Consider the following 21,693-nt stretch of genomic DNA (forward strand, 5'->3'; position numbering starts at 1 on the left):
CGAGTGCCCGGCCGGTACACCTCGGCGAGAACGACGGTTGTCTCGGTGCTGAGACCGGTGATCGGCGGATCGTAGGTCTCGCCGTCACGCTCGGTGATCGCCACATGAAGTGCGATACCGCCGAACGACTCGGAGTCCACCGAGGCGGCGACCACGAGCCGACCGGTGCTCGCGGCGACCCACGGCAGGGGAGGCCCGCCCGGCCCCTCACGCCGTGCCGGGCGGACCTCCGTGCCCCGATCAGGAGGTGACGACGCCGCTGATCTCGTTGGGGATCTCCGCCAGGGTCACCGAGGCGGTCACCGTGCCGGAGGCCAGATCGATCCGGTGGATCTGCCTGGTCGCCGTATCGCTCACATAGGCGATACCGTCGCGGACGAACACCGCCGGGCGCGGCTGCTGCCAGTCGATGGGTTCCTGCCACGGGTCGACGACATCGATCGTCCGTACGGTCTTGCCCGTCACCGGGTCGATCACCCGCAGCCCGCCGTCGGTGCCGAGGACGAGCGCCTCGCCCTGGGGCCCGCGGGCCAGCGACCGGAAGGTGTAGCTGGTGCCGATATCGACCAGGCGGATGGTGCCGGACTCGGTATCGATCAGCGAGATCTGTTCGGGACGTTCCAGTTCCGCGTGCTCGTCCTTCTTGTAGTCACCGAGCACGATCGGCGACTTGTCGCTACCGGCCTGGTTGCCGATCCGCCCGTAGGAGTCCGGGCTGGTGACCTTGGTGAGTTTGCCGTTGCGGTAGACCAGGGCCCCGTTCTGGCAGCCGACGACCAGCGTATCGCCGGCCGCGGTGGCCTCGCCGTGCACTCCCGGGCACTGCTCGCTACGGGTGATCTCCTTACGATCGGCGTCCAGGATCGCCAGGCCGACCCGCTCCTCCTCGGTCCCGAGCGTGACGGCCAGTTCGCCGCTCTCCAGTTCCACCGCCACCCCGTGATGCGCCTCCGCGGCTCGGTATTCGGTGGTCTGCGGTGCGCCCGCGGCCAGTTCGGCCGGGTCGAACGAGGTCACGGTGCCGGTCCCGTCGGAGAACAGGACCGTGCGACCGGCGTGCCGTACGACGTGCCCCGGTTTCGGCCCCGGGAACTCGATATCGGTGAACTGTCCGCCCACGGCGTCGAGTACGCGGAAGCCCGCGGAGGTCGACACGATGATGTGCCGGTCGTCGCCCGCCGGATTGACCCGGTTGAAGCCCGCGAGTTCGACTTCGCCGCCGCGCACCAGGGTGTTGCCGTCCAGGAGATGGATACCACCGTCGTAGGTGACGGCCAGCGGAGCGGCGATCGCCGTCTCCTCCTCGGTGGTGCCGGTACCACAGCCGCTCGCGGCGACGACCGCGGTGAGCAGGCCGGTCAGGGCCGCGGCCCGAATCGGGCCGGTCCGAATGTGCATAACGCTCCCTCATTCTTTTCTGCTGGCTGCGGGATATCGCAGCGTTCCCGGTTACGCGGAACCCAGACCCTCGACCATCGCGGTCGTGTTGGCGCGCATCATTTCCAGGTAGGTGGACGCGCCGGCACCGGGCGCGGTCAGTGATTCCGAGTGCAGACCGACAATGCGTACCTGCACACCCGCCTGTTCGGCGAGGGCCCGGGCCAGTCGGTCCGGCCGGGTGGAATCGACGAAGATCGCCGGTACGCCGGTGGTGCGCACGGCTGTGGCCAGGTCCGCGAGATCGGCGGCGCTCGGTGAGGCGAGGGTGGTCCCGCCGGGGATGACGGCGCCCACCACCTCGAAGTCGAATCGGGCGGCGAGATAACCGAATACGTGGTGATTGGTGACCAGTTTGCGGCGCTCGGGCGGGATTCCGGCGAATCGATCCGCCATCCACTGCTGCAACCGGTCGAGTTCGGCGAGGTAGCGGTCGGCGTTGGCGCGCACGGTCTCGGTGTCGATCCCGGGAACGGTGTCGATCACCCGGTCGCGGATCACCTCGACCGCGCGACGCACCCGCTGCGGGTCGGTCCAGAAGTGCGGATCTGCTTGTCCCGCGGCGGCCCCGCCGCGATAGGGGAGCGGGTCGATCTCGCCGCCCACCGGCAGGGTCGCGACCCCCGCGTCCGCGGCCGCCGTCACATGACGAGCCAACCCCTCTTCCAGGCCCAGGCCGTTCTCGACGATGAGGTCCGCCTCGTCGAGGACGGCGGCCTCCTGTGCCGAGAGGGCGAAGGAGTGCGGGTCGGAATTCGGCGGCATCAGTACCGTGACCGCCGCCGCGTTCCCGACCACCGTCCGGGTGATATCGCCGAGAATATCGGTGGTGACGACGATTCCGCCGCCACCGGAGTTGGTGACGCCACATCCGGCGACGGGCAGTAGCGCGACGAGCAGCGCGACACAGAGTCGGAGTGCGGTGTTCATCGTCCGGTCTCCACCATCAGGTCGGGAGTGATGTCGAGATCGAAGGTGCGGGCGATCCGCAGTCCGTCGGCGTAGTCGATCTCGTGGATCCGGCGGCCGGCCGGATCGTTGACGTAGGCGCGGTCCGCGTCGACCAGCAGCACCGGTGGTGTCGCGGGGTCCACGGCCCCCGACGGGAGCGCCCGGTGTCCGGTCTCGGCCCCGGTCTCCGGATCGTAGGAGCGCAGGACCCCAGCGGCGTCCAGGGTCAGGACATCGGTGCCCGCGCCCGCCGTGGTCGCCGCGACGACAGGTCCGGGGCCGATCGGCCGCCAGGTGCGATGGGCGATATCGAGCACCAGCACCCGCGAATCCCGCACGGCCACCAGAACATCGCTGCCGCGCCGGTGGAAGAACCGCTCGGCACTGCCGGTGGTCCCGGCCGGGTACGGCATCTTCTCCGCGGTGAACCGGTCGTCGCGCTCGGTGACCACCAGTGCACCGTCGGCGCAGGAGAACACGGCACCGCGGCGGGTCACCGTCTGGCCGCCCGGCCGATCGCACCGCGACTCCAGCGTCTGCACCGGCGCGTTCTCCCGGTCGCGCACCTGGATTCGGCCGGCGTCCGCCATGAGGAGATGACCACCGTAGGGGAGGGCGGGCCCGTCGAGCACCGGGCCGGGGGTGAGCGTGCCCTCGTCGAGTGCCGATCGGTCCGCGAGTGCGGTCGTCCGGTTGTCCAGCACCGCCGCGGCGACGGCGGTATCGCTGTGCGCGGACCGGACGGATCCCGGCCGCGTGCCGACCCGGCGCGGTTCGGCACGGTAGTAGTGCACATGGTCGCCGTGATCGACGACCCAGCTGCCGCTGTCGAGGACCGTGGTCTCCTCGTCTGTCGCCAGGTAGGCGTAGCGGCCGTCATCGGCGATATGCGCCAGACCCGGCACCGCTTCCTGGGTGAGGACCTCCTCGGTGACGAGGTCGAGGATGCGCACCGCGCCCGCGGACCGGTCGGCGAGGACCAGTCGCGGTTGCGCGCTCGCGCTCTCCTCCGCACCCGCGACATAGCCGTGGGGTACCGGTTCGACCGGCGGCTCGCCGGTTTCACCACCGCAGGCCGCGACGGGAACGAGCAGCAGCGCGGCGGAGGTCACCCCGACCGCCCGGCCGGCCCGCTTCCGCGCGCCCCGGAACAGGCCGGCGGCGCGGCCGGTACCCGGCCCACCGCGTGACCTACTGCGCAGCGCGGCCCGCAAGCGGGCCCCGGCCGCGGCGGCGAAGAAGATCGCCACCGCCGTCGCGGCGATGGTTGCCCCCGCCGCGGTACCCGCGTGCCAGGAGATGACCAGGCCCCCGACAGTCGCGAAGGCACCGAAAACAGCCGCCAGCAGCATGATCCGCGGAATCCGGTGGGTGCAGTAGGTGGCGGCCGCGGGCGGCGCGACCAGTAGTCCGAAGACCAGCAGGGTTCCCACGACATGGAACGACGCGGCGATCGCCAGGGTCAGCAGGGCGAGCAGGGCGATCTGCGCCCGGCGCGGGTGCAATCCGAGGGTGTGCGCGGTGCGCGGATCGAACGCGAGGGCGAGGAAGGCCCGGTGCCCGAGCGCCGTGAGCACCAGGGCCACACCCAGGGCGATCAGTAGGAGCAGCAGATCGCGGGGACGGGTCGCGAGCACATCGCCGAAGAGGAATCCGGTCAGGTCCACCGCGAAGGATCGGGAACGCGATATCAGGATCACCCCGATCGCGAGCATCCCCACGAACAGCAGCCCGATGCCGGTATCGGTGGACAACCGCCGGTTGCGGCTCAGTACCGAGACCCCGGCCGCCATCGCGGAGGCGCTCACTACCGCACCCAGCAGCAGGTTGCCGCCGAGCAGGGCGGCGACGGCGACCCCGGGCAGCATGCCGTGCGCCATGGCCTCACCGAGAAATGCCATGCCGCGCACCACGACCCAGGTGCCGGCGAGCGCGCACAGGCCGGAGACCAGCAGTCCGCCCCACAGAGCTCGCTGTACGAAGGTGACTTCGAACGGGGCGATCAGCCAATCCATGAGAAAAGAGATTAAACTGATAACGATTGTCATTACAAGTTGTTGGCGGGAGTCACAGAATGCGCACGGCGGGTATCGAGATCACCGGGTTGTCCGCGGGTTACCAGGGGAACCCGGTATTGCGCGAGATCACCGCGGCAGTGCCGGGCGGCCGGGTCACCGCGCTCATGGGTCCCAACGGCTCCGGAAAATCCACCCTGCTCGGGGTGCTCGGCGGGATCGTCACGCCGACCTCCGGTACGGTGGCCGGCCTCGGCGGGTGCCGCCCGGCGCTGGTCGTCCAGCAGCAGGCGGTCCCCGCGACACTGCCCATCACGGTCGGTGAAACGGTCGCGATGGGTCGCTGGGCGCATCGGGGTCTGTGGCGTCGGATCACCCGGGCGGACCGGGCGATCGTGGCGGACTGCCTGGCCCGGATGGATATCACCGACCTCGTCGGTCGGCCTCTCGACACACTGTCCGGCGGGCAGCGCCAGCGCGTACTGCTCGCCCGCGCACTGGCTCAGCAATCCGATCTCCTGCTGCTGGACGAACCCGGCACCGGACTGGACGCCGCCGCGCGCGCGGCGATCGGCGCGGCGATCCGCGAGGTCGCCGACACCGGAGTCACGGTGGTGCACGCCACGCACGATCCGGCCGCGGCACGCGAGGCCGATCACTGCGTACTGCTGCGGGACGGCCGTGTCGTGGAAGAGGGGGAACCCGTGGCGGTCCTGGCCGCGGCCGCGTGAGTTCCGGACCCGCCGTGCAGGACCGGAGGTTCTTGCCTCGGCGCCGGTGTTCGGTGCCGAGGCCCTCGTGTGCGGCGGCTCGTCGGTCGCGCGGCGACCGGCGGACAACGCAGTGGACAGGTCGCGCGCGAACGCACCTCGGTCCCCGGCGCCGTACGCGCACGGGCCGGATTCCTGGTGCGACGATGAGAATTTCCTCTACTGTTTGTCTCACCGCTCGCCCGGAGCGACGACAAGGAGGTCGGATCGTGGTCGCTTGTCGGCCGTCCGCGCCGCCGGCCCTGTCCCGCCGAGCCGCAACCGACCGAGGGGAGCCGTAGTGCAGAACCGCCCGACGGCAGCCGAGCTGCTGGAATCACTCGCCGAACTGCTGGAGGACACGCTGCTGCCGGCGCTCCCGCCCGACCTGCAGCATCGCGCACGCGTCGGGGCGAACCTGGCCCGCATCCTCGGCCGCGAGGCCGAACTCGGGCCCGCGGCGGCCGCCCGGGAACGGGAACTGCTCGCGGCGGTCCCGGTCGGCGACGACAACGTGCTGTGGCAGGCACTCACGGAGGTGGTCCGCGCCGACCTCGCGATCGCCAAACCCGGCTATGACAGCTGGGAGGGTGAATGAGCGCCGATCCGGTCGGTGGACTGACCGACTATCTGACCGGCGCGCTCGGCGGTCCGGTCCGGATCACCGATCTCCAGTTCCTCTCAGCCGGCGCGCGCCGCCGCAATATCGCCTTCACCGCCACCGTCGCGCAGACGCCGCGGCGGCTGGTGGCGACCATCGTGCCGCCCGCCGTCGAACTCATGCCGGTCGACGGCGAGGCCGGAGTCCGCGAACTGGCCCGCGCGCACGGCGTACCGGTACCCGCGGTGGTCGCCGTCTGCACCGATGCGGGCTATGTCGGCGAACCGTTCGTCGTCTCCGAACATATCGACGGAGAAACCGTGCCGCGCAAAGTGTTACGAACACTCGCCGCCTCCGGTAACGCCGAGCGGACCGCTCGCCAGTGGGGCGTGGCCATGGCCCGGTTACACGGGATCGACCCCGCCGCCGCGCCGGATTCGGTACCGGCCGCCGGCGCCGACCCGGCCGCCGAACACCTGGCCGAGGTCGAGGCCGCCGCCCGTGCGCTACTCGCCGACCGTCCCGTCTTCTCGCTGGCCCTGCGCTGGCTGGAGAAGCGACTGCCCGGACCTCCGCCGGCGCCCGCGCTCGTCCACACCGATATGCGCAACGGCAATCTGATCATCGATGCCGACGGACTGCGCGCGGTCCTGGACTGGGAGGGCACCCAACGGTTCGGCGACCCCTTGCGAGACGTCGCCTGGCCCGCGCTGCGGATGTGGCGCTTCCGGGCGGACGCCCGGGAATTCGGCGGTTTCGCCGACCGCGAGACCTTCGTGGGTGCCTACGAGGAGGCGGGCGGGACCTTCGATCTCGACCGGTACCGCTGGTGGAAGGTCATGGGCACGCTGTACTGGGGGGTGGGGCTGGCCCAGCAGGCGGCCGCCCATCTCGATGGCACCGTCCGCGACATCGTCATGGCCGCCAGCGGGCGTCGCGTATCGGAAATCGAATGGGATCTGCTCATGCAGATCCGCCCCCGCGTGAAAGCATAGGAGAAAGCGTGGATTTCGAGTTGCCCGCCGACCTGTCGGCCTATCTCCCCGAACTCGACGAGTTCATCGAACGCGAGATCCGGCCGCTCGAACAGGCCGACGACAACATCCGGTTCTTCGACCATCGCCGCGAGGACGCCCGCACCGATTGGGAGCGCGGCGGCCTGCCCACCGAGGACTGGGAGGCGCTGCTGGCCGAATCCCGCCGCCGGGCCGACGCCGCCGGCCATTACCGGTACGCCTTCCCGAAGGAGTTCGGCGGCCGGGACGGCACCAATCTCGGCATGGCGGTCATCCGGGAGCATCTGGCCCGCCGCGGCCTCGGCCTGCACTGCGATCTACAGAACGAACACGCGATCGTCGCGAACAATGTCGGCCTGCTGCTGATGCTCGAATACGGCACGACGGAGCAGAAGGAGCAGTGGGTGGACGGCCTGGCCGCCGGCACCCGGTTCTTCGCCTTCGGTATCACCGAACCCGAACACGGCTCCGACGCCACCCATATGGAGACGACTGCCGTCCGCGACGGCGACGACTGGGTCATCAACGGCACCAAGACCTGGAACACCGGTGTGCACCTCGCCGACGCCGACCTCATCTTCGCCCGCACCTCCGGCGCCGCGGGCGACGGCCGGGGGATCACGGCATTCCTGGTGCCCACCGATACCGCGGGGTTCCGGGTCGAAGAGTACCTGTGGACCTTCAATATGCCCACCGACCACGCCCGTGTCTCGCTCACCGATGTGCGCGTCCCGGATTCGGCGATCTTCGGGCCGGAGGGCCGCGGGCTGGCCGTGGTCCAGCATTTCTTCAACGAGAACCGTATCCGGCAGGCCGCCTCCAGCCTCGGTGCCGCCCAGTACTGCGTGGATCGCGCGGTGGCCTACGCGAACGAACGCAAACCGTTCGGCAAACCGCTGTCATCGAATCAGGCCATCCAGTTCCAGCTGGTCGAATTGCACACCCAGTGCGAGATGCTGCGCGCGCTGGTGCACAAGACCGCCTGGTCCATGGACACCTACGGGACGTTCGCGGTGTCGGAGCAGGTGTCGATGTGCAACTACTGGGCGAACCGGCTGTGCTGTGAGGCCGCCGACCGCGCCATGCAGGTGCACGGCGGACTCGGCTATTCGCGCTATACCCCGTTCGAGCACATCTACCGTCATCATCGCCGGTACCGCATCACCGAGGGCGCCGAGGAGATCCAGATGCGGCGGGTGGCGGGCTACCTATTCGGATTCATGGACCGTGCCGTGGTGAAGGGTGTCGGGTCCGGGCAGTCCGAACGGGGATGACGGGGCGGGTACCGCACCGCCGGCGCCGCCGGGCGGCGACGTAGCGTCGTGTCCGGGCCGCGTGTGAGCCGGGCCGGAGTGGAGGCAGGAACACCGATGAGCGCGCAGCCGAAGAAGATCCTGGTCGCCAATCGGGTTGCCGGTGGCATCGAAACACCGGGTTTCAGTGTCGGGCCCGATTCGGAACGGCAGGCCGCCGTACGGCATTGTTCGTACTCGGTGGACATCTGACCGTGCCGCTGGTGACGGTCGTCCTGCTCGAGGGGTACGGTCTCGGCGCCCCGGCCGTGGCCGGCGGCGGCTTTTACAACACCGATTTGATCGTCGCCTGGCCCACCGGGAGAACAGCGCGCCCGGCTGCTACCCCGACGCGGCGTCGACGGCTCCGGTGCGTTCCGCGGCGGCGAGGAGCTCCGCGAGGCGCGCGCTCATGGCGCGTCCCGCGGCCAGCAGCGGTTCGGTGGACCGCAGGGTGCGGCTCAGGACGAAAGCCCCTTCGAGGGCGGTGACGATACCCAGGATCAGCTCGCGCGCGGTATCCGTCGGTAGTCCGCGCTCGGCGAAATACGCGGTTCCGCCGGTGATCCAGTCGCCGATGATCTCCGCGAGTACTTCGCGTAGCGCGGGCTCGGCATCGGCGATCTCTCCGGCGACCGTACCCACCGGGCACATATTGATCCACCCGGTCTGCTCGATCTGCTCGGCCGCCGCGGCGAAGGCCGCCGGCAAGGCCTCGCGCAGATCCGGGTAGGGGGTGAGCAGCAGCGGGATCAGTTCGCCGTAGGCGGTGCCGGCCGCCCGTAGCGCGACGGCGGCCAGTTCGGGCTTACCGCCGGGGAAGTGGTGATAGAGCGATCCCATCGGCACCTCCGCCGATACGGTGATCTGTTTGACGCCGGTTCCGCTGTAGCCGCGGGTGCGCAGCAATTCGACGGTCGCGGTGATCAACCGCTCGCGGGTGCTGGTTGACATCTTCTCGGTCACCGTTCCAGACTAGAGCAATCACTCTAGAGCAATCACTCTAGAGCGATCGCTCGAAAGGGGGCAGCGGATGCCGACAGTGCAGATTCCCGCAGGTCGGATGCATTATGTGGAGCAGGGCGAAGGGCCGCCGGTGGTGCTGCTGCACGGTCTGCTGATGAACCACACGGTGTGGGACCCGGTGGTCCACCTGCTTCCATCCGGTTTCCGGTACATCCGGCCCGATCTACCGCTGGGCGCGCACCCGATCCCGCTCGAACCGGGGACCGACCTGAGCCTGCGCGGGCTGAACCGGCTCGTCGCCGATTTCCTGGCGGCACTGGACCTCGACGATGCGGTCCTGGTGCACAGCGACTGGGGCGGTGCCCTGTTCCTCACCGCCTACCACCTGGACGACCGGGTCGGCCGGCTGATCGTGCTGCCCTGCGAAGCGTTCGACAATTTCCCGCCCGGCCTACCGGGCAAGACGGCGACAGTCGCGACCCGTCTGCCCGGTGGCGTCGTGCTCGCGCTGCGGCAGCTGCGGATCCGCCGGCTGCGCGGCCTGCCACCCCTCTTCGGCTGGATGGCTCGGAAACCACTGCCGGACGAACTCGTCCACGGCTGGACCGAGCCGGGCCTGCGGAACCGTCGCATCCGCCGGGACCTGCTCGCCTATACGCGGTCCGGTTTCCACGCCCGCGAACTGATCGCGAACACCGAGGCGCTGTGCGGGTTCACCGGCGACGCCCTGATCCTCTGGTCATCGGCCGGCAAGGTCATGCCCCGCGAGCACGGCCGCCGCCTCGCCGAACTGATCCCCCGTGCCCGGCTGGTCGAGATATCCGACGCGTATGTGCTGTCCATGCTGGACCGGCCCGAGGCCGTCGCGGCGGCAATGGCGGATTTCCTCACCGCCGACCGGGCGGGTAGCGAGCGGTGACCGGTGCCGGGCGGCCACCATCGCCGGGGTGCTGCTGACATAACCCTCGCACCGCTGTCGTATCGGCCGGCTCGGCGCCCGGACCGGCGCCGCGGCGCCGGTCCGGGCGGGATCGGTTCAGACGCGTTCGGGCCGCCAGGTGGCGATGGCCCAGATGATCACGATATCGATGGCGATGATCAGGATCGACCACAGCGGATACCAGGGGATCCACAGGAAGTTCACGATGATCGACAGAGCGGCCAGGCCGATCGCCACGATCCGCGCCCACAGCGCCCCGGTCAGCAGTGCCAGGCCGGCCAGGATCAGCAGAATGCCGAAGACGATGTGGATCCAGCCCCAGCTGGTCAGGTCCAGTTCGTAGACATAGTTGGGCCCAGCGACGAACACATCGTCGTTGGCGGCCGCCGAGATGCCCTGGAACAGGGTGATGAATCCGGCGACGAGCAGCAGCGCCGCCGCAGCGATGGAGGTGCCGGTCGCGACGGCCTGTTTGGCGGAATTATCCGCGGTCGAGGCCGCATGGGCCCCGGTGGGCCCCGGTCTTCCGGGCGTCGGTGCTGCGGGGTCGGTGGTCATAACAACTCCCTTCGGATGGGAGGGGCCACACCGGACCTCGAGAACTGATCGCCGGTGACGCCCTCATACGCCACACTTCGATTCCTTTGTCCTGATCGAAAAGTATGCCACCGGCCACCGCGGCCGAGCCCGTTCGACGACGAAACGGATCCGGTTCGACGACGAAACGGAACCGAGTCGCGACTTTCGGCGAAAAAATATCCGGCGAGTTGTCGATTCGCCGGCCACCCGCTCGACCTATGGGTGAAAGGGTCCATGGGGGACCCCGAGAACAAGGAGAACCGGACCGTGAAATACATGCTGATCATGCGCGCCACCGACGAAGCACTCGCCGCGATGGGCGAGGTCGACTTCACCGAGATGCTGGATACGGTCGGCAAGTTCAACGACGAACTGATTCGGGCCGGGGTGCTGCTCGCCGCGGAGGGGCTCGAAGATGCCGCCGAGGGGGTCGTCGTCGACTACTCGTCGGTAGATCCGGTGGTGACCGACGGGCCATATGGGGAGACCAAGGAGCTGTTCAACGGCTACTACATCCTGAACGTCGCATCCAAGGAAGAGGCCGTGGAATGGGCCAAACGGATGCCCATGTCGGGTGCGGGTTTCAAGACCGAGATCCGCCGGGTCCCGACCATCGACGAGTTTCCCCAGGACAATATCTGGATCCAGAAGGAGCGGGCGTGGCGTGAAGCCACCGGTCAGCTCTGACCTGCGGCCGTGACAGTGCACGAGGGCCGGGCCGCGGTGGCCGCGGTGTGGCGGATCGAATCGGCGCGGATCGTCGGTGCGCTCGCCCGCTACACCGGCGATTTCGGCCTCGCCGAGGATCTCGCCCAGGAAGCCCTGGCCGAGGCCCTGGTGACCTGGCCGCGGGACGGGGTGCCCCGAAATCCCGCGGGCTGGCTCCTCACCGTCGGCCGCCGCCGCGCTGTCGACGGCTTCCGGCGGCGCGCCGCCCTCGACGATCGGTACGCCGCTCTCGCCCGGGACCTGGGTGAGGGCGGCGTCGCCGCGGGCAGCGATCCGGCCGACCCGGCGCGAACCGCCGAGCAGATGCTGTGGGATCCGGACCGCATCGACGACGATGTGCTCGCCCTGATGTTCGTCGCCTGCCATCCGCTGCTCTCCCCGGAAGCGCGGGTGGCGCTCACCCTCCGGGTGATCGGTGGTCTGACCAGCGACGAGATAGCCCGCGCCTTCCTGGTGCCGACGGCCACGGTCCAGGCGCGGATCACCCGGGCCAAGAAAACCCTGGCCGCGGCGCGGGTGCCGTTCGAGATCCCGCCGGCCGCGGACCGCTCGGCCCGCCTGGTCTCGGTGCTGCGGGTGATCTACGTGATCTTCACCGAAGGGTCGTCGGCGAGTTCCGGCACCGACCTCATCCGGTTCGACCTGGCCGCCGAGGCCCAGCGGCTGGCGCGGGTGCTGAGCCGGCTGGTCCCGGACGAGCCCGAGACGCACAGCCTGCTGGCACTCCTGGAGCTGACCGCCGCGCGGTTCCCGGCGCGCACCGGCCCCGGCGGCGAGCCGGTCCTGCTGGAGGATCAGGATCGCCGGCGCTGGGACCGGTCGGCGATCCGCCGCGGGCGAGCCGCCCTGGCCCGCGCCGAACGGGCCCGGCGGGGGCTGGGTTTCTATGGGTTGCAGGCCGCGATCGCCGAGTGCCACGCGGTCGCGCCCTCGGTCGGGGACACCGATTGGGATCGGATCGTCCTGCTCTACGAAGCGCTGGGCCGCCTGGCGCCCTCGCCTGTCGTCGAGGTGAACCGCGCGGTGGCGGTCGCCATGGCGCTAGGACCGGCGGCCGCCCTCCCGATCGTCGACGAGCTGGAAGCGGCGGGCGAACTCGCGAACACCCATCTGCTGCCGAGCGTGCGCGGCGAACTGCTCATCCGGCTCGGCCGCACCACCGAAGCACGTGCCGAACTCGAGCGAGCGCTCGCACGGTGCGCCAATGCGGGCGAACGCACCGTGCTCGAACGCAAGATCGAGTTGCTCGATACCGGCATGCCGGGGTAGCCGTCCTCTCGGGAGTCGGGAGTCGGGAGTCGGGAGTCGGGAGTCGGGAGTCGGGAGTCGGGAGTCGGGAGTCGGGAGTCGGGACAGTCGAGGGCACGGCAGCGGCCCGTTCGAGCGGCCGGGCCCGCGACAAGGCCCGGCGGATACCGGACCGGTTCAAGCGCGGGCCGCGGGCGATCGGTCGCGGACCTTCTCCGCCAGCTGGGCGGGCATCGGATCGTGCCGCAGATATTCGCGGGTGAACTGGGCGACACCGTGGGTGAGCGAGCGCAGTTCGGTGGCGTAGCGGACGAGTTCGGATTCCGGCACCTGCGCGCGGATCAGGGTGCGTCCCGGATCGGCCGGTTCGGTGCCCAGTATCCGGGCGCGCCGTACCGACAGATCGGTCAGGGCCGCGCCCAGGTGGTCTTCGGGAACCCGGACCTCCACCAGCGCGATGGGTTCGAGCAGCGCCATCCGGGCGCCGGCCGCCGCGTCGCGCAGGGCCAGGGCGCCGGCGGTCTGGAAGGCGGCGTCGGAGGAGTCGACCGAATGCGCTTTACCGTCCAGCAGGGTGACCCGCACGTCGACCAGCGGATTATCGCTGCTCACCCCGCGTTCGGCCTGGGCGCGCACGCCCTTCTCCACCGAGGTGATGAACTGCCGCGGCACCGCGCCGCCGATGACCTTGTCCACGAACTCGATTCCCGACCCCTCGGTGAGCGGCTCCACCTGGATCTCGCAGACCGCGTATTGGCCGTGCCCGCCGGACTGTTTCACATGCCGTCCCCGCCCACCGGCTCTCTCCGCGAATGTTTCCCGCAGCGGGACACGGGTCTCCTCCACATCGACCTCGACGCCGAATCGGCTGCGCAGCCGTTCCAGTGCGACATCGCGTTGTGCTTCCCCCAGCGACCACAGCACCAGCTGATGGGTTCGTTCGTTGTTCTCCACGCGCAGGGCGGGATCTTCGGCGACCAGCCGGGCCAGGCCCTGCGGGAGCTTGTCCTCGTCGGTCTTGCCGTGGGCGCGGATGGCCGTGGGCAGCAGGGGTTCCGGCATCGGCCAGGGATCGATGTGCAGCGGGTCGCCGGTTGTGGAGAGGGTGTCGCCGGTCCGGGCGTGGCCGAGTTTGGTCACATAGGCGATATCGCCGGCCACGGCCTCGTTCATCGGCCGCTGTTCCCGGCCGAACGGGGCGGTGATCCCGCCGATCCGTTCGTCGTCGTCGTGCTCGGCGCCCGAGCCCTGCCCGCAGACGTGGACGGTGTCGTCGGCGTGCAGTGTGCCGGAGAAGACGCGGACCAGCGAGACCCGGCCGACATACGGGTCCGACGATGTCCGGACCACCTCGGCGGCCAGATCGGCCGCCGGATCACAGCGCAGGGTGATCGATGCGCCCCCGCCGGCGCGCCGCCGGGCCGGCACCGAGTGCTCGGCCGGGCCGGGGAATCCCGCGGTGATCAGGTCGAGCAGTTCGACGGTGCCCAGACCGTACCGCCCGTCGGCGGCGGCCGGCGCCGCGAACAGAACCGGATGGAAGCTACCCCGCGCCACCGCGCGCTCCAGGTCGGTGACCAGGGTGGCGAGCTCGATCGGCTCGCCGCCCAGGTAGCGGTCCATGAGGGTCTCGTCCTCGCTTTCGGCGATTATGCCCTCGATGAGCCGCTCCCGGGCCTGTTCGGCGAGGGCCCGATCGGCGGGCGTGGGATCGACCCACGCGCGCTCACCACCCGAATAGTCGGCCACCCGCTGTTCGAGAAGTTCCATCAGGCCGGTGGCCGGGCGGTGCCCGTCCGCGCCGGCCGGCCCGTATACGGGCAGGTGGAGTGCGAGCACGTTCTCCGCCGCCCCGCCGCCGAGTAGCGCCTGGCAGGTGCGTCGCAGCTCCTCGAAATCCGCGCGTGCGGTGTCCAGATGGGTCAGTACGATCGCCCGCGGCATGCCGACGCTCGCGCATTCCTCCCACAGTGCCCGGGTGGCCCCGGCCACGCCTTCCACGCCGTCGGCCGCCGACACCACGAACAGTGCGGCGTCGGCGGCCCGCAATCCGGCGCGCAGTTCGCCGACGAAGTCCGCGTACCCTGGCGTGTCCACCAGATTGATCTTGATCCCGTTCCACCGGACCGGCACCACCGACAGTTGCACGGACCGGTGTTTTCGCTGCTCGATCTCGTCGTAGTCCGATAGGGAGGTTCCGTCCTCGACCCGGCCCGCCCGGTTCACCGCGCCGGTGGCCAGCGCCAACGCCTCCACCAGTGTGGTCTTACCCGCTCCGCTACTTCCGACGAGCACCACGTTCCGGATGTGTTCCGGGCTCGTCGCCCCGTTCGCTCTGACACCCATGACTCACCGTCCTCGGCAATCGGCATGCGGTCATCTATGAGCTTCCCACCGGTGCTGCCCGTGGTCCACGGTCTTCTTCCGCCCGGATCTTCTCGCATTGCCCGCGCGGGTGCCCGGACGGTCGGCGTGCGGTAGCGGAGAGTGCCCTCCGCGGGCACGGAAAGCAATTTTGAGCAGCGAAAATAGCTATGTAATATCAATCTGTTCGAATGTGATCCACCTCTAGGTGGTGCGCCGACCGTGCCCCCCCGGACCCGAGGAGTTCACATTGATCGACCCGCCCGGCGAGCACCCGCGCCGCTCCGGGAACTCCCCGGCGCCCGGATACGGGCAGGACTCGTACACCGAACCCGCGCCCGCCGGCCGCCGGTCCCTACGCGGGCGGTCCCGCCGGCCGTGGGTCGCCGCCGGGACGGTCTCGGTGATCCTCTGCCTGGTCGGCGGGTGCGTCGCGGCGGTGGCGGGGATCGGGACCGGCGAGGAAACCGTCTCCGAGATCGCGGTGAGTTACGAGGTCGAGGGCACCACCGCCGATGTCTCGGTCACTTATCTCGATCACGACCTCGGCATGGCCCGGGAACCGGCGGCCGGATTGCCGTGGCGGCGGGATGTGCTGATCGAGAGTTTCGGCACGATGGTTTCGCTGATCGCGGTCAATGATGCCGACGGCGGGGAAGTGACCTGCCGGATCCGGATCGGCGGCCGGCTCGCCTCCGAACAGACCTCCACCGGCCCGTACGCGTCGGCCGCGTGTTCGGGGTTCGCCGGAGGAGAGTAAGGCAGGGGGTTCCGGTGCCGCGCCGACGCGGTTCGGATCACAGTGACACGAGAAGAATCGCACGACAGTGGATTCCGATGTCGGCAGGTGATCGGGCAAGAACCGACCGGGTGTCCGGCGCGGTTCGGCGGGTCAGCAGCGCGGCTGGAACGGGTAGCAGATCGGTGGCGGTGCGGGGCGCGGTGGCGGCGCCGGTGTCACTGCCACCGGCTGCGGCGGAGCGGCGGGTACCTCCGCGACCGAGCTGATCTGTTGCTGATTTTCGGGTTCCCGGGGTGCGGGAGCGTCGCCACCGCCGCGGGCCATCAGCCACAACCCGCCGCCCAGCACAGCGATCACCGCGAATGCCGCCGCGGTCTGCCAGTGGGCCCGGCGTCGATCGGCGGAGTCCAGGTCCGGGACCGGTGGTGATTCGATCACCGGGCTCGGTTCCGGGCGCGGTTCGGGTGGCGGTGGTGGCGGGGCCGCGGACGGATCCGGCGGCCGGACGGGGTGGTCCGGTGCGTCGTCGGCCGAGCCGCCTTCCGCGCCCGCGGAGGGCCGCGGCGGAACCGATGCGCGGGCCGGCGCGGACGGCGGCGGCGCGATGGCGCGGGGAGAGGCCGGTACCGGGTCGGGTGCGGACGGCGGCAGCGGAATCGGTTCCACCGCGGGAAGCGCCGAATCCAGCGGGAAACCCGCGTCGGCCAGTTCGGCGATCGTGGTCCGGTCACCGTATTCGAGCGCTTCGATCACGGCATAGGCCTGCTCCGCGGTCCAGACCACGGCGCTGCGGTGATGGGCGCGATGGAACCAGGCGCGCAGCGGATTCTGGGTGTTGCACAGCAGCACATCACAACCCGGTGGCGGTGCCGACTTCTTCTCGAGCCGCATGGTCGATCCGCGCGGCGGGAGCACGACCACGAGACCGGTGACGAACGCGCTGCCGCCCACCTGCCCGGCGGCGGCCTTCAGTTTGAACACTCCGTCGCGCACCTGGTCGTAGGGGGTGGTGTCGTTGTCCCGCACACTGACCGGGTCGCCCGTGGAGCCCGGAACCCGCCAGCGGCTGTTGGTGGTGCACTGCAGGACGCTGCCGGTGACCTCGGGGTCGATACCTTTGATCTCCCCGACCACGGTCGTGTACGGGGTGATGATGACCAGATCCACCTCCTGTCCGGAGATGAAGCAGTTCGTGATCGCGACTCCGGGAACCCGGTAGTCCCCTTCCCATTTCCGGAGCCAGCCGACAACCCGTTTCTCCGCGCCCGATCTGAGCTTGTCGGCGATGACGAGCATCCCGATACCCCTCCCTGTCGCCGGTGATGTGGACACGATATCGGTAGTCGCGCAGCCGGACACGAAACCCTTTGCCCCAGAGAGTCTTCATCTTCGGCGCACCCGCCCGGCCGGGCCCCCTACCTGCCACATCCGCGCCGGCTATTGCGGGAGCGGCCTCCCGTACGGTAGCCGAATCCAGGGAGCGCCGATGGTGGCGGCACCGATTCATCGGCATTGACCCGGGTGGGTCGCCGGTCGCGATCCTGCGGGCGGCCGCGGCCCAGGATCTCCGGCTCTTCCCGGACTAGTGATCGGTCACGGCGGCCGGTGCGCCGCCGATCTCCGGTAGTAGTGCCAGGCGGCTGGCGGTGCGGTGGATATCGGGCGGCAGGTGATCACCGGTCAGGCATTCGGCGAGCGGTGCGGCGGCGACCAGATGCAGGCGGCGGTCCCGGTCGCACAGCACATCCACCAGGTTGGCGAAACGTTGTGCGGCGTCGCGGCCGGTGCTGGCCAGCGCGGGCAGGCCCGACAGCGTCCAGTCCCGGAACCGGTCGGCCAGGCCGAGGTAGTCGATGGTCGAGTAGGGACCCTCGCAGAGATCGGCGAAATCGAACCAGACCGCGTCGCCGCGTACCGCCCGAGCGGTTACCGCGCGCGCCCCGATCCGGACGCGCTGTCGTTCGGCCGGGGCCGGCGGCACCAGACCGGCCCGCGCCAGCCGGGCGGCGGTCCCCGGCCAGAGATAGCCGCCGCGTTCGAACTCCGCGACGGGTGTTCCGGGCCGGCGGCTCCGCCGGTAGTCGCGGGGCCCCGCGACCTCGACGATATCCAGCGCCGTGTGCAGAGTCGCGGCCAGCGGTTCGATCAGATGATGGAACAGCGGGTTCGGCAGCAGTCCCGCGGGCGGATAGTTCGAGGTGGCGACCAGGGTGATCCGCTGGGCGAGCAACGATTGCACGACTCTGGCCATGATCGTGGCGTCGCCGGGATCATGGACGTGGAACTCGTCGAAACACACCAGCCGGGTGTCACCGAGTAGTTCACGCACCGCGCGGTCACCGGCGTGTTTCTCGTGGCGGTGGGCGGCGTAGCGGGTGTGGAACTCGCGGAAGAACTCGTGAAAGTGCATGCGCTGTTTGCCGGGGACGGGCACCGCCGAGTAGAAAGTATCGGTCAGCCAGCTCTTGCCGCGCCCGACCGGCCCCCAGACGTACACTCCGCGTGGCGTCGCACCGCCGAAGAGCCTACGGCGGCGCGACAACTCGTCGCCGAGTCGTACCAGCCGGTCGGCGGCCGCGTACTGGGACGCGTCCAGTTCGAAACCCGCCATCCGGGCGGCCGTCTCGAAAACCCGCGTCGGTAAATCACGTTGTGCTCCGGCCACCTTCGCCACCTCCTCGGTCCCGGAGGTCAGCCTGGCAGGAGTGTGCCGCCGAGCCCAGAGATCAGGAGCACATGTGAGGATGATCCCGCGGGGGTGTCATGCGGCGGGTGTCAGTGTGTAGTCCCGTGGGTCGAGTCTGCGGACGCGGCGGCGGTACCGGGTGACCGTACCCGGCCAGTTGTTGGTGATCTTGCCGGCCGCGTTGCGGTACCAGCTCGAGCAGAAGTTCCACGGCGTACGTTCGAGGCGTTTCTGCAGGGCGTCGTTGAAAGCGCGTTCGGTGTCGGCGCGTACCTCGAGGACATGGCCGGGTGTGCCGGCCAGCAGCTCGACCGCCTGCCGGATGTAGCGGGACTGCGATTCGATCATGTAGATGATCGATCCCACGCCCAGATTCGTATTGGGTCCGTAGACCATGAACAGATTCGGGAATTCGGGCACCGTGATTCCGTAGTAGGCGTGCGCGCCCGCGGACCACACTTCGGCCAGCTCGCGCCCATCGCGGCCGGTGATACGCATGGGCCACAGGAATTCGGTGCCCTTGAACCCGGTGCCGTAGATGATCACATCGGCTTCGTGCAGAGTGCCGTCGGCGGTCCGTACTCCCCGCGGGGTGATCTCGGTGATATCCGAGGTGGTCACTTCCACATTGCGCCGGGTGAGCGCCGGATAGTAGTCGCTGGAGAACAGGACGCGTTTACAGGCGATCGGATAGTCGGGGGTGAGGGCGGCGCGCAGGCCGGGATCGTCGACGTTCTCCGTCAGGTTCCGGGCGGCGATCCGCGCGACGAGACGGCTGATGATCGGCAGTTCCACCAGACCCAGCGAGGAGATCTCGGCGGTGAGCCACCAGCCGAGCCGCTCCACCAGCAGCATGCCGGGGATCTTGGCGAAGAGCTTGTGCTGGATCGGGGAGTAGTCGGTATCGAACTTGGGCAGCACCCAGGCCGCGGTGCGCTGGAACAGGGTCAGCTGCTCGACCACCGGCTGGATCTGCGGAACGTACTGGATCGCACTCGCGCCGGTGCCGATACAGGCCACCCGTTTCCCGGTGAGGTCGACCTGGTGATCCCAGAGGGCCGAATGGAAAGCGGGGCCGGCGAAACTGTCGACGCCCGGGATGGCGGGCAGTCGCGGCCGCGACAGCTGGCCTACGGCGGGGATCAGCACCTGCGCGGTCCGCCGGCCGCCGTCGGCGGTGTGTACCGTCCAGGTGCCGGTCTGCTCGTCGAATGCCGCGTCGGTGACCTCGACGCCGAACTCGATCCGCTCCAGCAGCCCGTATCGGCGGGTCACGGCGCGCAGATAGTCGTGGATGGCGGCCTGGCCGGAGTACCGCTGTGGCCAGTCGGGCTTCTGCTCGAACGAGTAGGAGTACAGCGGGGACGGCACATCGCAGGCCGCGCCGGGATAGGTGTTCTCCCGCCACACACCACCGAGGTCCGCGGCTTTTTCGAGGATGGTGATGTCGTCGAATCCGTGCCGGTGCAGCTCGATCGCCACGCCGATACCACCGAATCCCGCACCGATGATCAGGATCGACACCGGGTGTCGCGCACTCATATCAACTCCTGTTCGCCGCTGTGTTCTTCCTCACTCTAGGACGGTGCCCGTGGTCGGGATCGGCACTTTCGGTCAAACGTTTCCCGGTCGGCGCCGGGGTCGCTCGCGGCCGCGAGGAGTCGCAGGGCGCGGCGCCGGACTCCGGACGGTGCGCATCGGTCACTGCCGGAAAAAAACGATTGCCCGCCGGACACGCGGCCGATAGATTGTCGCGGCTTGTCCACCCCGACTGCCGAAGGAGATGCAGTGCCATGGAACCCCTGACCGAACGCGATATCCGAGCGTCGTTCGTCAATTGCTCGAAAGGTGACGCCAAACGGCTGTCCGTACCTGCCGACCTGGCCAACCGGCCCTGGGACGACCTGGACTTCCTGGGCTGGTCCGAGCCCGGCTCCGCCGGACGTGCCTACCTCGTGATACCCGGCGAGCACGGCCCGGCCGGTATCGCACTGCGGTACGAAACCGGCGGACCACGGCGTTCGCAGATGTGCACGATCTGCTCCACCACGCACACCAACGGCGGCGTGGCGCTGATGACGGCCCGGAAGGCGGGCGAGGCCGGTCGCCGCGGCAACTCGACCGGGACGTATATGTGTGAGGACCTGGCGTGCTCGCTGTATGCCCGCCGGAAGAAAACGCCCGCGATGGGCCGTGCCTATCGCGATGATTTCGATATCGAATACCGGATCGAACAGATCCGGGAGAACATCACCGCGTTCCTGACCCGCGTCCGCGGCTGATCATTGCGGTGGATACCGCTCGACGAGAAAGAGGTTGTGGCTGTGCGCCGATACTCGAGACCCCGCCCGGGAAGCGTTCCGGATCCCGCACCACACCGGAATCCGGAGCCTTCCGCATCCTCCCCGGCCGCGGCGGCCCGGCCGTGCCGGACCGCGCCGGTCGGGGAGGACGCACCCGGGGACATCACTCAGGACCGATGGTTTCCTGCCGGTCGCCGCGGCCACCGAGCAGTTCGGCGATCAAAGCGTGCCCGTCCTGCATCGACGTTTCCCCGCCCCGCTCGCCGTCCCCGTACCGCAGGGTGATCACGTCGGTGCCGTCCCCGGCGGGGCGGCGATGCACGCTGTACTCGCGATCGGGCCCTGCCCACTGCTCCGCGAGCAGTGTGACCGGGTCGGCCGCCGCGAGCCCGGTCGCGATGGCCAGGGGTGTGCGCCCCCGCTCGTCCGCGCGGGCCGGATCCGCGCCGTGGGCCAGCAGCGATTGCACGATCCCGTAGCGTCCACCCTGGGCGGCGATCGTCAGCGGAGTGCCCGGAATCTCGGGATCGGCTCCCGCTGCCAGCAAGAGCTCCACCGTGTCGCGGTGTCCGTTGCGGACCGCCCACAGCAGCGGTGGCGTCCCCGGACCGGTCTGTTCCGGATGTGGCGGCTCGGGTGTATCCGGGTCGGCTCCGGCGGCCAGGAGCGCCGTGACGACACCGGTGTGATTCCAGCACGCGGCGGCGCACAACGGTAGTCCCTCGTCGTCGCCCCCGCCGCGCAGTTGCGGGTCGGCGCCGTATGCCAGCAGCAGGTATACCGCTTCGGTGGCACCCTGTACCGACGCCCGGTACAGGGGAGTGGTTCCGTACTCGTCCGGCTCGTCGGGGTCCGCCCCGGCTTCCAGTAACTCACGAACCCGCTTCGGCCCCACCCACGAGACCGCTGCCACCAGATCTGTCACGAATCCATTAGAGCCGGTGGGTCAACCGGATATCGTGGCTCGGGCCGGCTCGTGGATCGCGCCCGGCCGCGGGCGGTGACGGTTTAGCCTGGGCGATATGACCGATCGACGCCGAGAAGTGTTCCGCGCCGGCGGACGCTACCCCCGCGA

The 21,693-nt window shown here is 69.6% G+C and carries 20 protein-coding genes; 10 read left to right on the top strand and 10 right to left on the bottom strand.

Features of this window, described 5'->3' with window-relative positions; all coding sequences use genetic code 11:
• Positions 1 to 240: 240 nt before the first annotated feature.
• From aztD to aztB, 3 genes are read right to left on the bottom strand one after another with little or no spacing between them, the layout of a single operon-like run.
• Positions 241 to 1,398, bottom strand: coding sequence for a zinc metallochaperone AztD (aztD, locus tag ACQPYS_RS09980; RefSeq protein ID WP_433492367.1), 1,158 nt, complete (start codon positions 1,396 to 1,398; stop codon positions 241 to 243).
• A 51-nt stretch (positions 1,399 to 1,449) separates the two neighbouring features.
• The gene (gene aztC, locus ACQPYS_RS09985) at positions 1,450 to 2,367 is read right to left on the bottom strand and encodes a zinc ABC transporter substrate-binding protein AztC (protein ID WP_431941248.1); all 918 of its coding nucleotides are present in this window, start codon (positions 2,365 to 2,367) and stop codon (positions 1,450 to 1,452) included.
• Positions 2,364 to 4,403, bottom strand: a complete 2,040-nt coding sequence (aztB, locus tag ACQPYS_RS09990; protein ID WP_433492368.1) for a zinc ABC transporter permease AztB — start codon at positions 4,401 to 4,403, stop codon at positions 2,364 to 2,366. Before aztB ends, aztC begins: the two co-directional genes overlap by 4 nt.
• Before the next feature lie 59 nt (positions 4,404 to 4,462).
• On the opposite strand from aztB, the gene aztA reads away from it, so the two are divergent.
• The 5 genes from aztA (at position 4,463) to ACQPYS_RS10015 (ending at position 8,274) form a co-directional block, all read left to right on the top strand.
• Positions 4,463 to 5,134 carry a zinc ABC transporter ATP-binding protein AztA gene (gene aztA, locus ACQPYS_RS09995; RefSeq protein ID WP_433492369.1) on the top strand — a complete coding sequence of 224 codons (672 nt, stop codon included), beginning with the start codon at positions 4,463 to 4,465 and terminating at the stop codon, positions 5,132 to 5,134.
• Between the two features lie 319 nt (positions 5,135 to 5,453).
• Positions 5,454 to 5,750, top strand: coding sequence for a DUF6285 domain-containing protein (locus ACQPYS_RS10000; protein ID WP_433492370.1), 297 nt, complete (start codon positions 5,454 to 5,456; stop codon positions 5,748 to 5,750).
• Entirely contained in the window at positions 5,747 to 6,748 is a 1,002-nt protein-coding gene (locus ACQPYS_RS10005; protein ID WP_433492371.1) for a phosphotransferase family protein, read from the top strand. The genes ACQPYS_RS10000 and ACQPYS_RS10005 overlap by 4 nt, the downstream gene beginning before the upstream one ends.
• An 8-nt stretch (positions 6,749 to 6,756) precedes the next feature.
• Complete coding sequence (locus ACQPYS_RS10010; protein ID WP_433492372.1) at positions 6,757 to 8,043, top strand: acyl-CoA dehydrogenase family protein; 1,287 nt, start codon at positions 6,757 to 6,759, stop codon at positions 8,041 to 8,043.
• Positions 8,044 to 8,139: 96 nt separating this feature from the next.
• Positions 8,140 to 8,274 (top strand): hypothetical protein, encoded by a 135-nt coding sequence (locus ACQPYS_RS10015; RefSeq protein ID WP_373861406.1) that lies wholly within the window; start codon positions 8,140 to 8,142, stop codon positions 8,272 to 8,274.
• 129 nt (positions 8,275 to 8,403) lie between these two features.
• Here ACQPYS_RS10015 and ACQPYS_RS10020 read toward each other — a convergent pair whose 3' ends face one another.
• On the bottom strand, positions 8,404 to 9,027 hold the full coding sequence (locus tag ACQPYS_RS10020) for a TetR/AcrR family transcriptional regulator (protein WP_433492373.1): 624 nt from the start codon (positions 9,025 to 9,027) through the stop codon (positions 8,404 to 8,406).
• A gap of 67 nt (positions 9,028 to 9,094) precedes the next feature.
• On the opposite strand from ACQPYS_RS10020, the gene ACQPYS_RS10025 reads away from it, so the two are divergent.
• A complete protein-coding gene (locus ACQPYS_RS10025; RefSeq protein ID WP_433492374.1) occupies positions 9,095 to 9,946 on the top strand; it encodes an alpha/beta fold hydrolase in 852 nt (283 codons plus the stop codon).
• A gap of 117 nt (positions 9,947 to 10,063) precedes the next feature.
• Here ACQPYS_RS10025 and ACQPYS_RS10030 read toward each other — a convergent pair whose 3' ends face one another.
• On the bottom strand, positions 10,064 to 10,525 hold the full coding sequence (locus tag ACQPYS_RS10030) for a DUF7144 family membrane protein (RefSeq protein WP_433492375.1): 462 nt from the start codon (positions 10,523 to 10,525) through the stop codon (positions 10,064 to 10,066).
• A gap of 288 nt (positions 10,526 to 10,813) precedes the next feature.
• Here ACQPYS_RS10030 and ACQPYS_RS10035 point away from each other — a divergent pair, with 288 nt between their 5' ends.
• Positions 10,814 to 11,233 (top strand): YciI family protein, encoded by a 420-nt coding sequence (locus ACQPYS_RS10035; RefSeq protein ID WP_063036309.1) that lies wholly within the window; start codon positions 10,814 to 10,816, stop codon positions 11,231 to 11,233.
• Positions 11,234 to 11,242: 9 nt separating this feature from the next.
• Positions 11,243 to 12,544, top strand: coding sequence for an RNA polymerase sigma factor (locus tag ACQPYS_RS10040; RefSeq protein ID WP_433492376.1), 1,302 nt, complete (start codon positions 11,243 to 11,245; stop codon positions 12,542 to 12,544).
• Positions 12,545 to 12,700: 156 nt separating this feature from the next.
• Here ACQPYS_RS10040 and ACQPYS_RS10045 read toward each other — a convergent pair whose 3' ends face one another.
• A complete protein-coding gene (locus ACQPYS_RS10045) occupies positions 12,701 to 14,869 on the bottom strand; it encodes an elongation factor G-like protein EF-G2 (RefSeq protein WP_433492377.1) in 2,169 nt (722 codons plus the stop codon).
• Positions 14,870 to 15,137: 268 nt separating this feature from the next.
• Here ACQPYS_RS10045 and ACQPYS_RS10050 point away from each other — a divergent pair, with 268 nt between their 5' ends.
• Complete coding sequence (locus ACQPYS_RS10050; protein WP_433492378.1) at positions 15,138 to 15,647, top strand: MmpS family transport accessory protein; 510 nt, start codon at positions 15,138 to 15,140, stop codon at positions 15,645 to 15,647.
• 132 nt (positions 15,648 to 15,779) lie between these two features.
• Here the strand turns inward: ACQPYS_RS10050 and ACQPYS_RS10055 are convergent, their stop codons facing one another.
• The 3 genes from ACQPYS_RS10055 to ACQPYS_RS10065 form a co-directional block, all read right to left on the bottom strand.
• Positions 15,780 to 16,925 carry a nuclease-related domain-containing protein gene (locus ACQPYS_RS10055; RefSeq protein ID WP_431941235.1) on the bottom strand — a complete coding sequence of 382 codons (1,146 nt, stop codon included), beginning with the start codon at positions 16,923 to 16,925 and terminating at the stop codon, positions 15,780 to 15,782.
• A 286-nt stretch (positions 16,926 to 17,211) separates the two neighbouring features.
• On the bottom strand, positions 17,212 to 18,294 hold the full coding sequence (zapE, locus tag ACQPYS_RS10060; RefSeq protein ID WP_433492379.1) for a cell division protein ZapE: 1,083 nt from the start codon (positions 18,292 to 18,294) through the stop codon (positions 17,212 to 17,214).
• Between the two features lie 96 nt (positions 18,295 to 18,390).
• Positions 18,391 to 19,857, bottom strand: coding sequence for a flavin-containing monooxygenase (locus ACQPYS_RS10065; RefSeq protein ID WP_433492380.1), 1,467 nt, complete (start codon positions 19,855 to 19,857; stop codon positions 18,391 to 18,393).
• 251 nt (positions 19,858 to 20,108) lie between these two features.
• On the opposite strand from ACQPYS_RS10065, the gene ACQPYS_RS10070 reads away from it, so the two are divergent.
• Positions 20,109 to 20,597: an FBP domain-containing protein gene (locus ACQPYS_RS10070; protein WP_063035978.1), complete on the top strand. Its 489-nt coding sequence runs from the start codon at positions 20,109 to 20,111 to the stop codon at positions 20,595 to 20,597.
• Between the two features lie 184 nt (positions 20,598 to 20,781).
• Here ACQPYS_RS10070 and ACQPYS_RS10075 read toward each other — a convergent pair whose 3' ends face one another.
• Entirely contained in the window at positions 20,782 to 21,543 is a 762-nt protein-coding gene (locus tag ACQPYS_RS10075; protein WP_063035979.1) for an ankyrin repeat domain-containing protein, read from the bottom strand.
• Between the last annotated feature and the right edge of the window lie 150 nt (positions 21,544 to 21,693).

The sequence above is a fragment of the Nocardia grenadensis genome (assembly GCF_050942415.1).
GTDB classification, from domain to species: domain Bacteria; phylum Actinomycetota; class Actinomycetes; order Mycobacteriales; family Mycobacteriaceae; genus Nocardia; species Nocardia grenadensis.

Coding starts and splice junctions, on each gene's coding strand:
- aztB (WP_433492368.1), bottom strand. CDS start 4,403: ATGGATTGGCTGATCGCCCCGTTCGAAGTCACCTTCGTACAGCGAGCT.
- ACQPYS_RS10025 (WP_433492374.1), top strand. CDS start 9,095: ATGCCGACAGTGCAGATTCCCGCAGGTCGGATGCATTATGTGGAGCAG.
- aztC (WP_431941248.1), bottom strand. CDS start 2,367: ATGAACACCGCACTCCGACTCTGTGTCGCGCTGCTCGTCGCGCTACTG.
- ACQPYS_RS10015 (WP_373861406.1), top strand. CDS start 8,140: ATGAGCGCGCAGCCGAAGAAGATCCTGGTCGCCAATCGGGTTGCCGGT.
- ACQPYS_RS10045 (WP_433492377.1), bottom strand. CDS start 14,869: ATGGGTGTCAGAGCGAACGGGGCGACGAGCCCGGAACACATCCGGAAC.
- ACQPYS_RS10070 (WP_063035978.1), top strand. CDS start 20,109: ATGGAACCCCTGACCGAACGCGATATCCGAGCGTCGTTCGTCAATTGC.
- ACQPYS_RS10030 (WP_433492375.1), bottom strand. CDS start 10,525: ATGACCACCGACCCCGCAGCACCGACGCCCGGAAGACCGGGGCCCACC.
- ACQPYS_RS10065 (WP_433492380.1), bottom strand. CDS start 19,857: ATGAGTGCGCGACACCCGGTGTCGATCCTGATCATCGGTGCGGGATTC.
- ACQPYS_RS10055 (WP_431941235.1), bottom strand. CDS start 16,925: ATGCTCGTCATCGCCGACAAGCTCAGATCGGGCGCGGAGAAACGGGTT.
- ACQPYS_RS10005 (WP_433492371.1), top strand. CDS start 5,747: ATGAGCGCCGATCCGGTCGGTGGACTGACCGACTATCTGACCGGCGCG.
- aztA (WP_433492369.1), top strand. CDS start 4,463: ATGCGCACGGCGGGTATCGAGATCACCGGGTTGTCCGCGGGTTACCAG.
- aztD (WP_433492367.1), bottom strand. CDS start 1,398: ATGCACATTCGGACCGGCCCGATTCGGGCCGCGGCCCTGACCGGCCTG.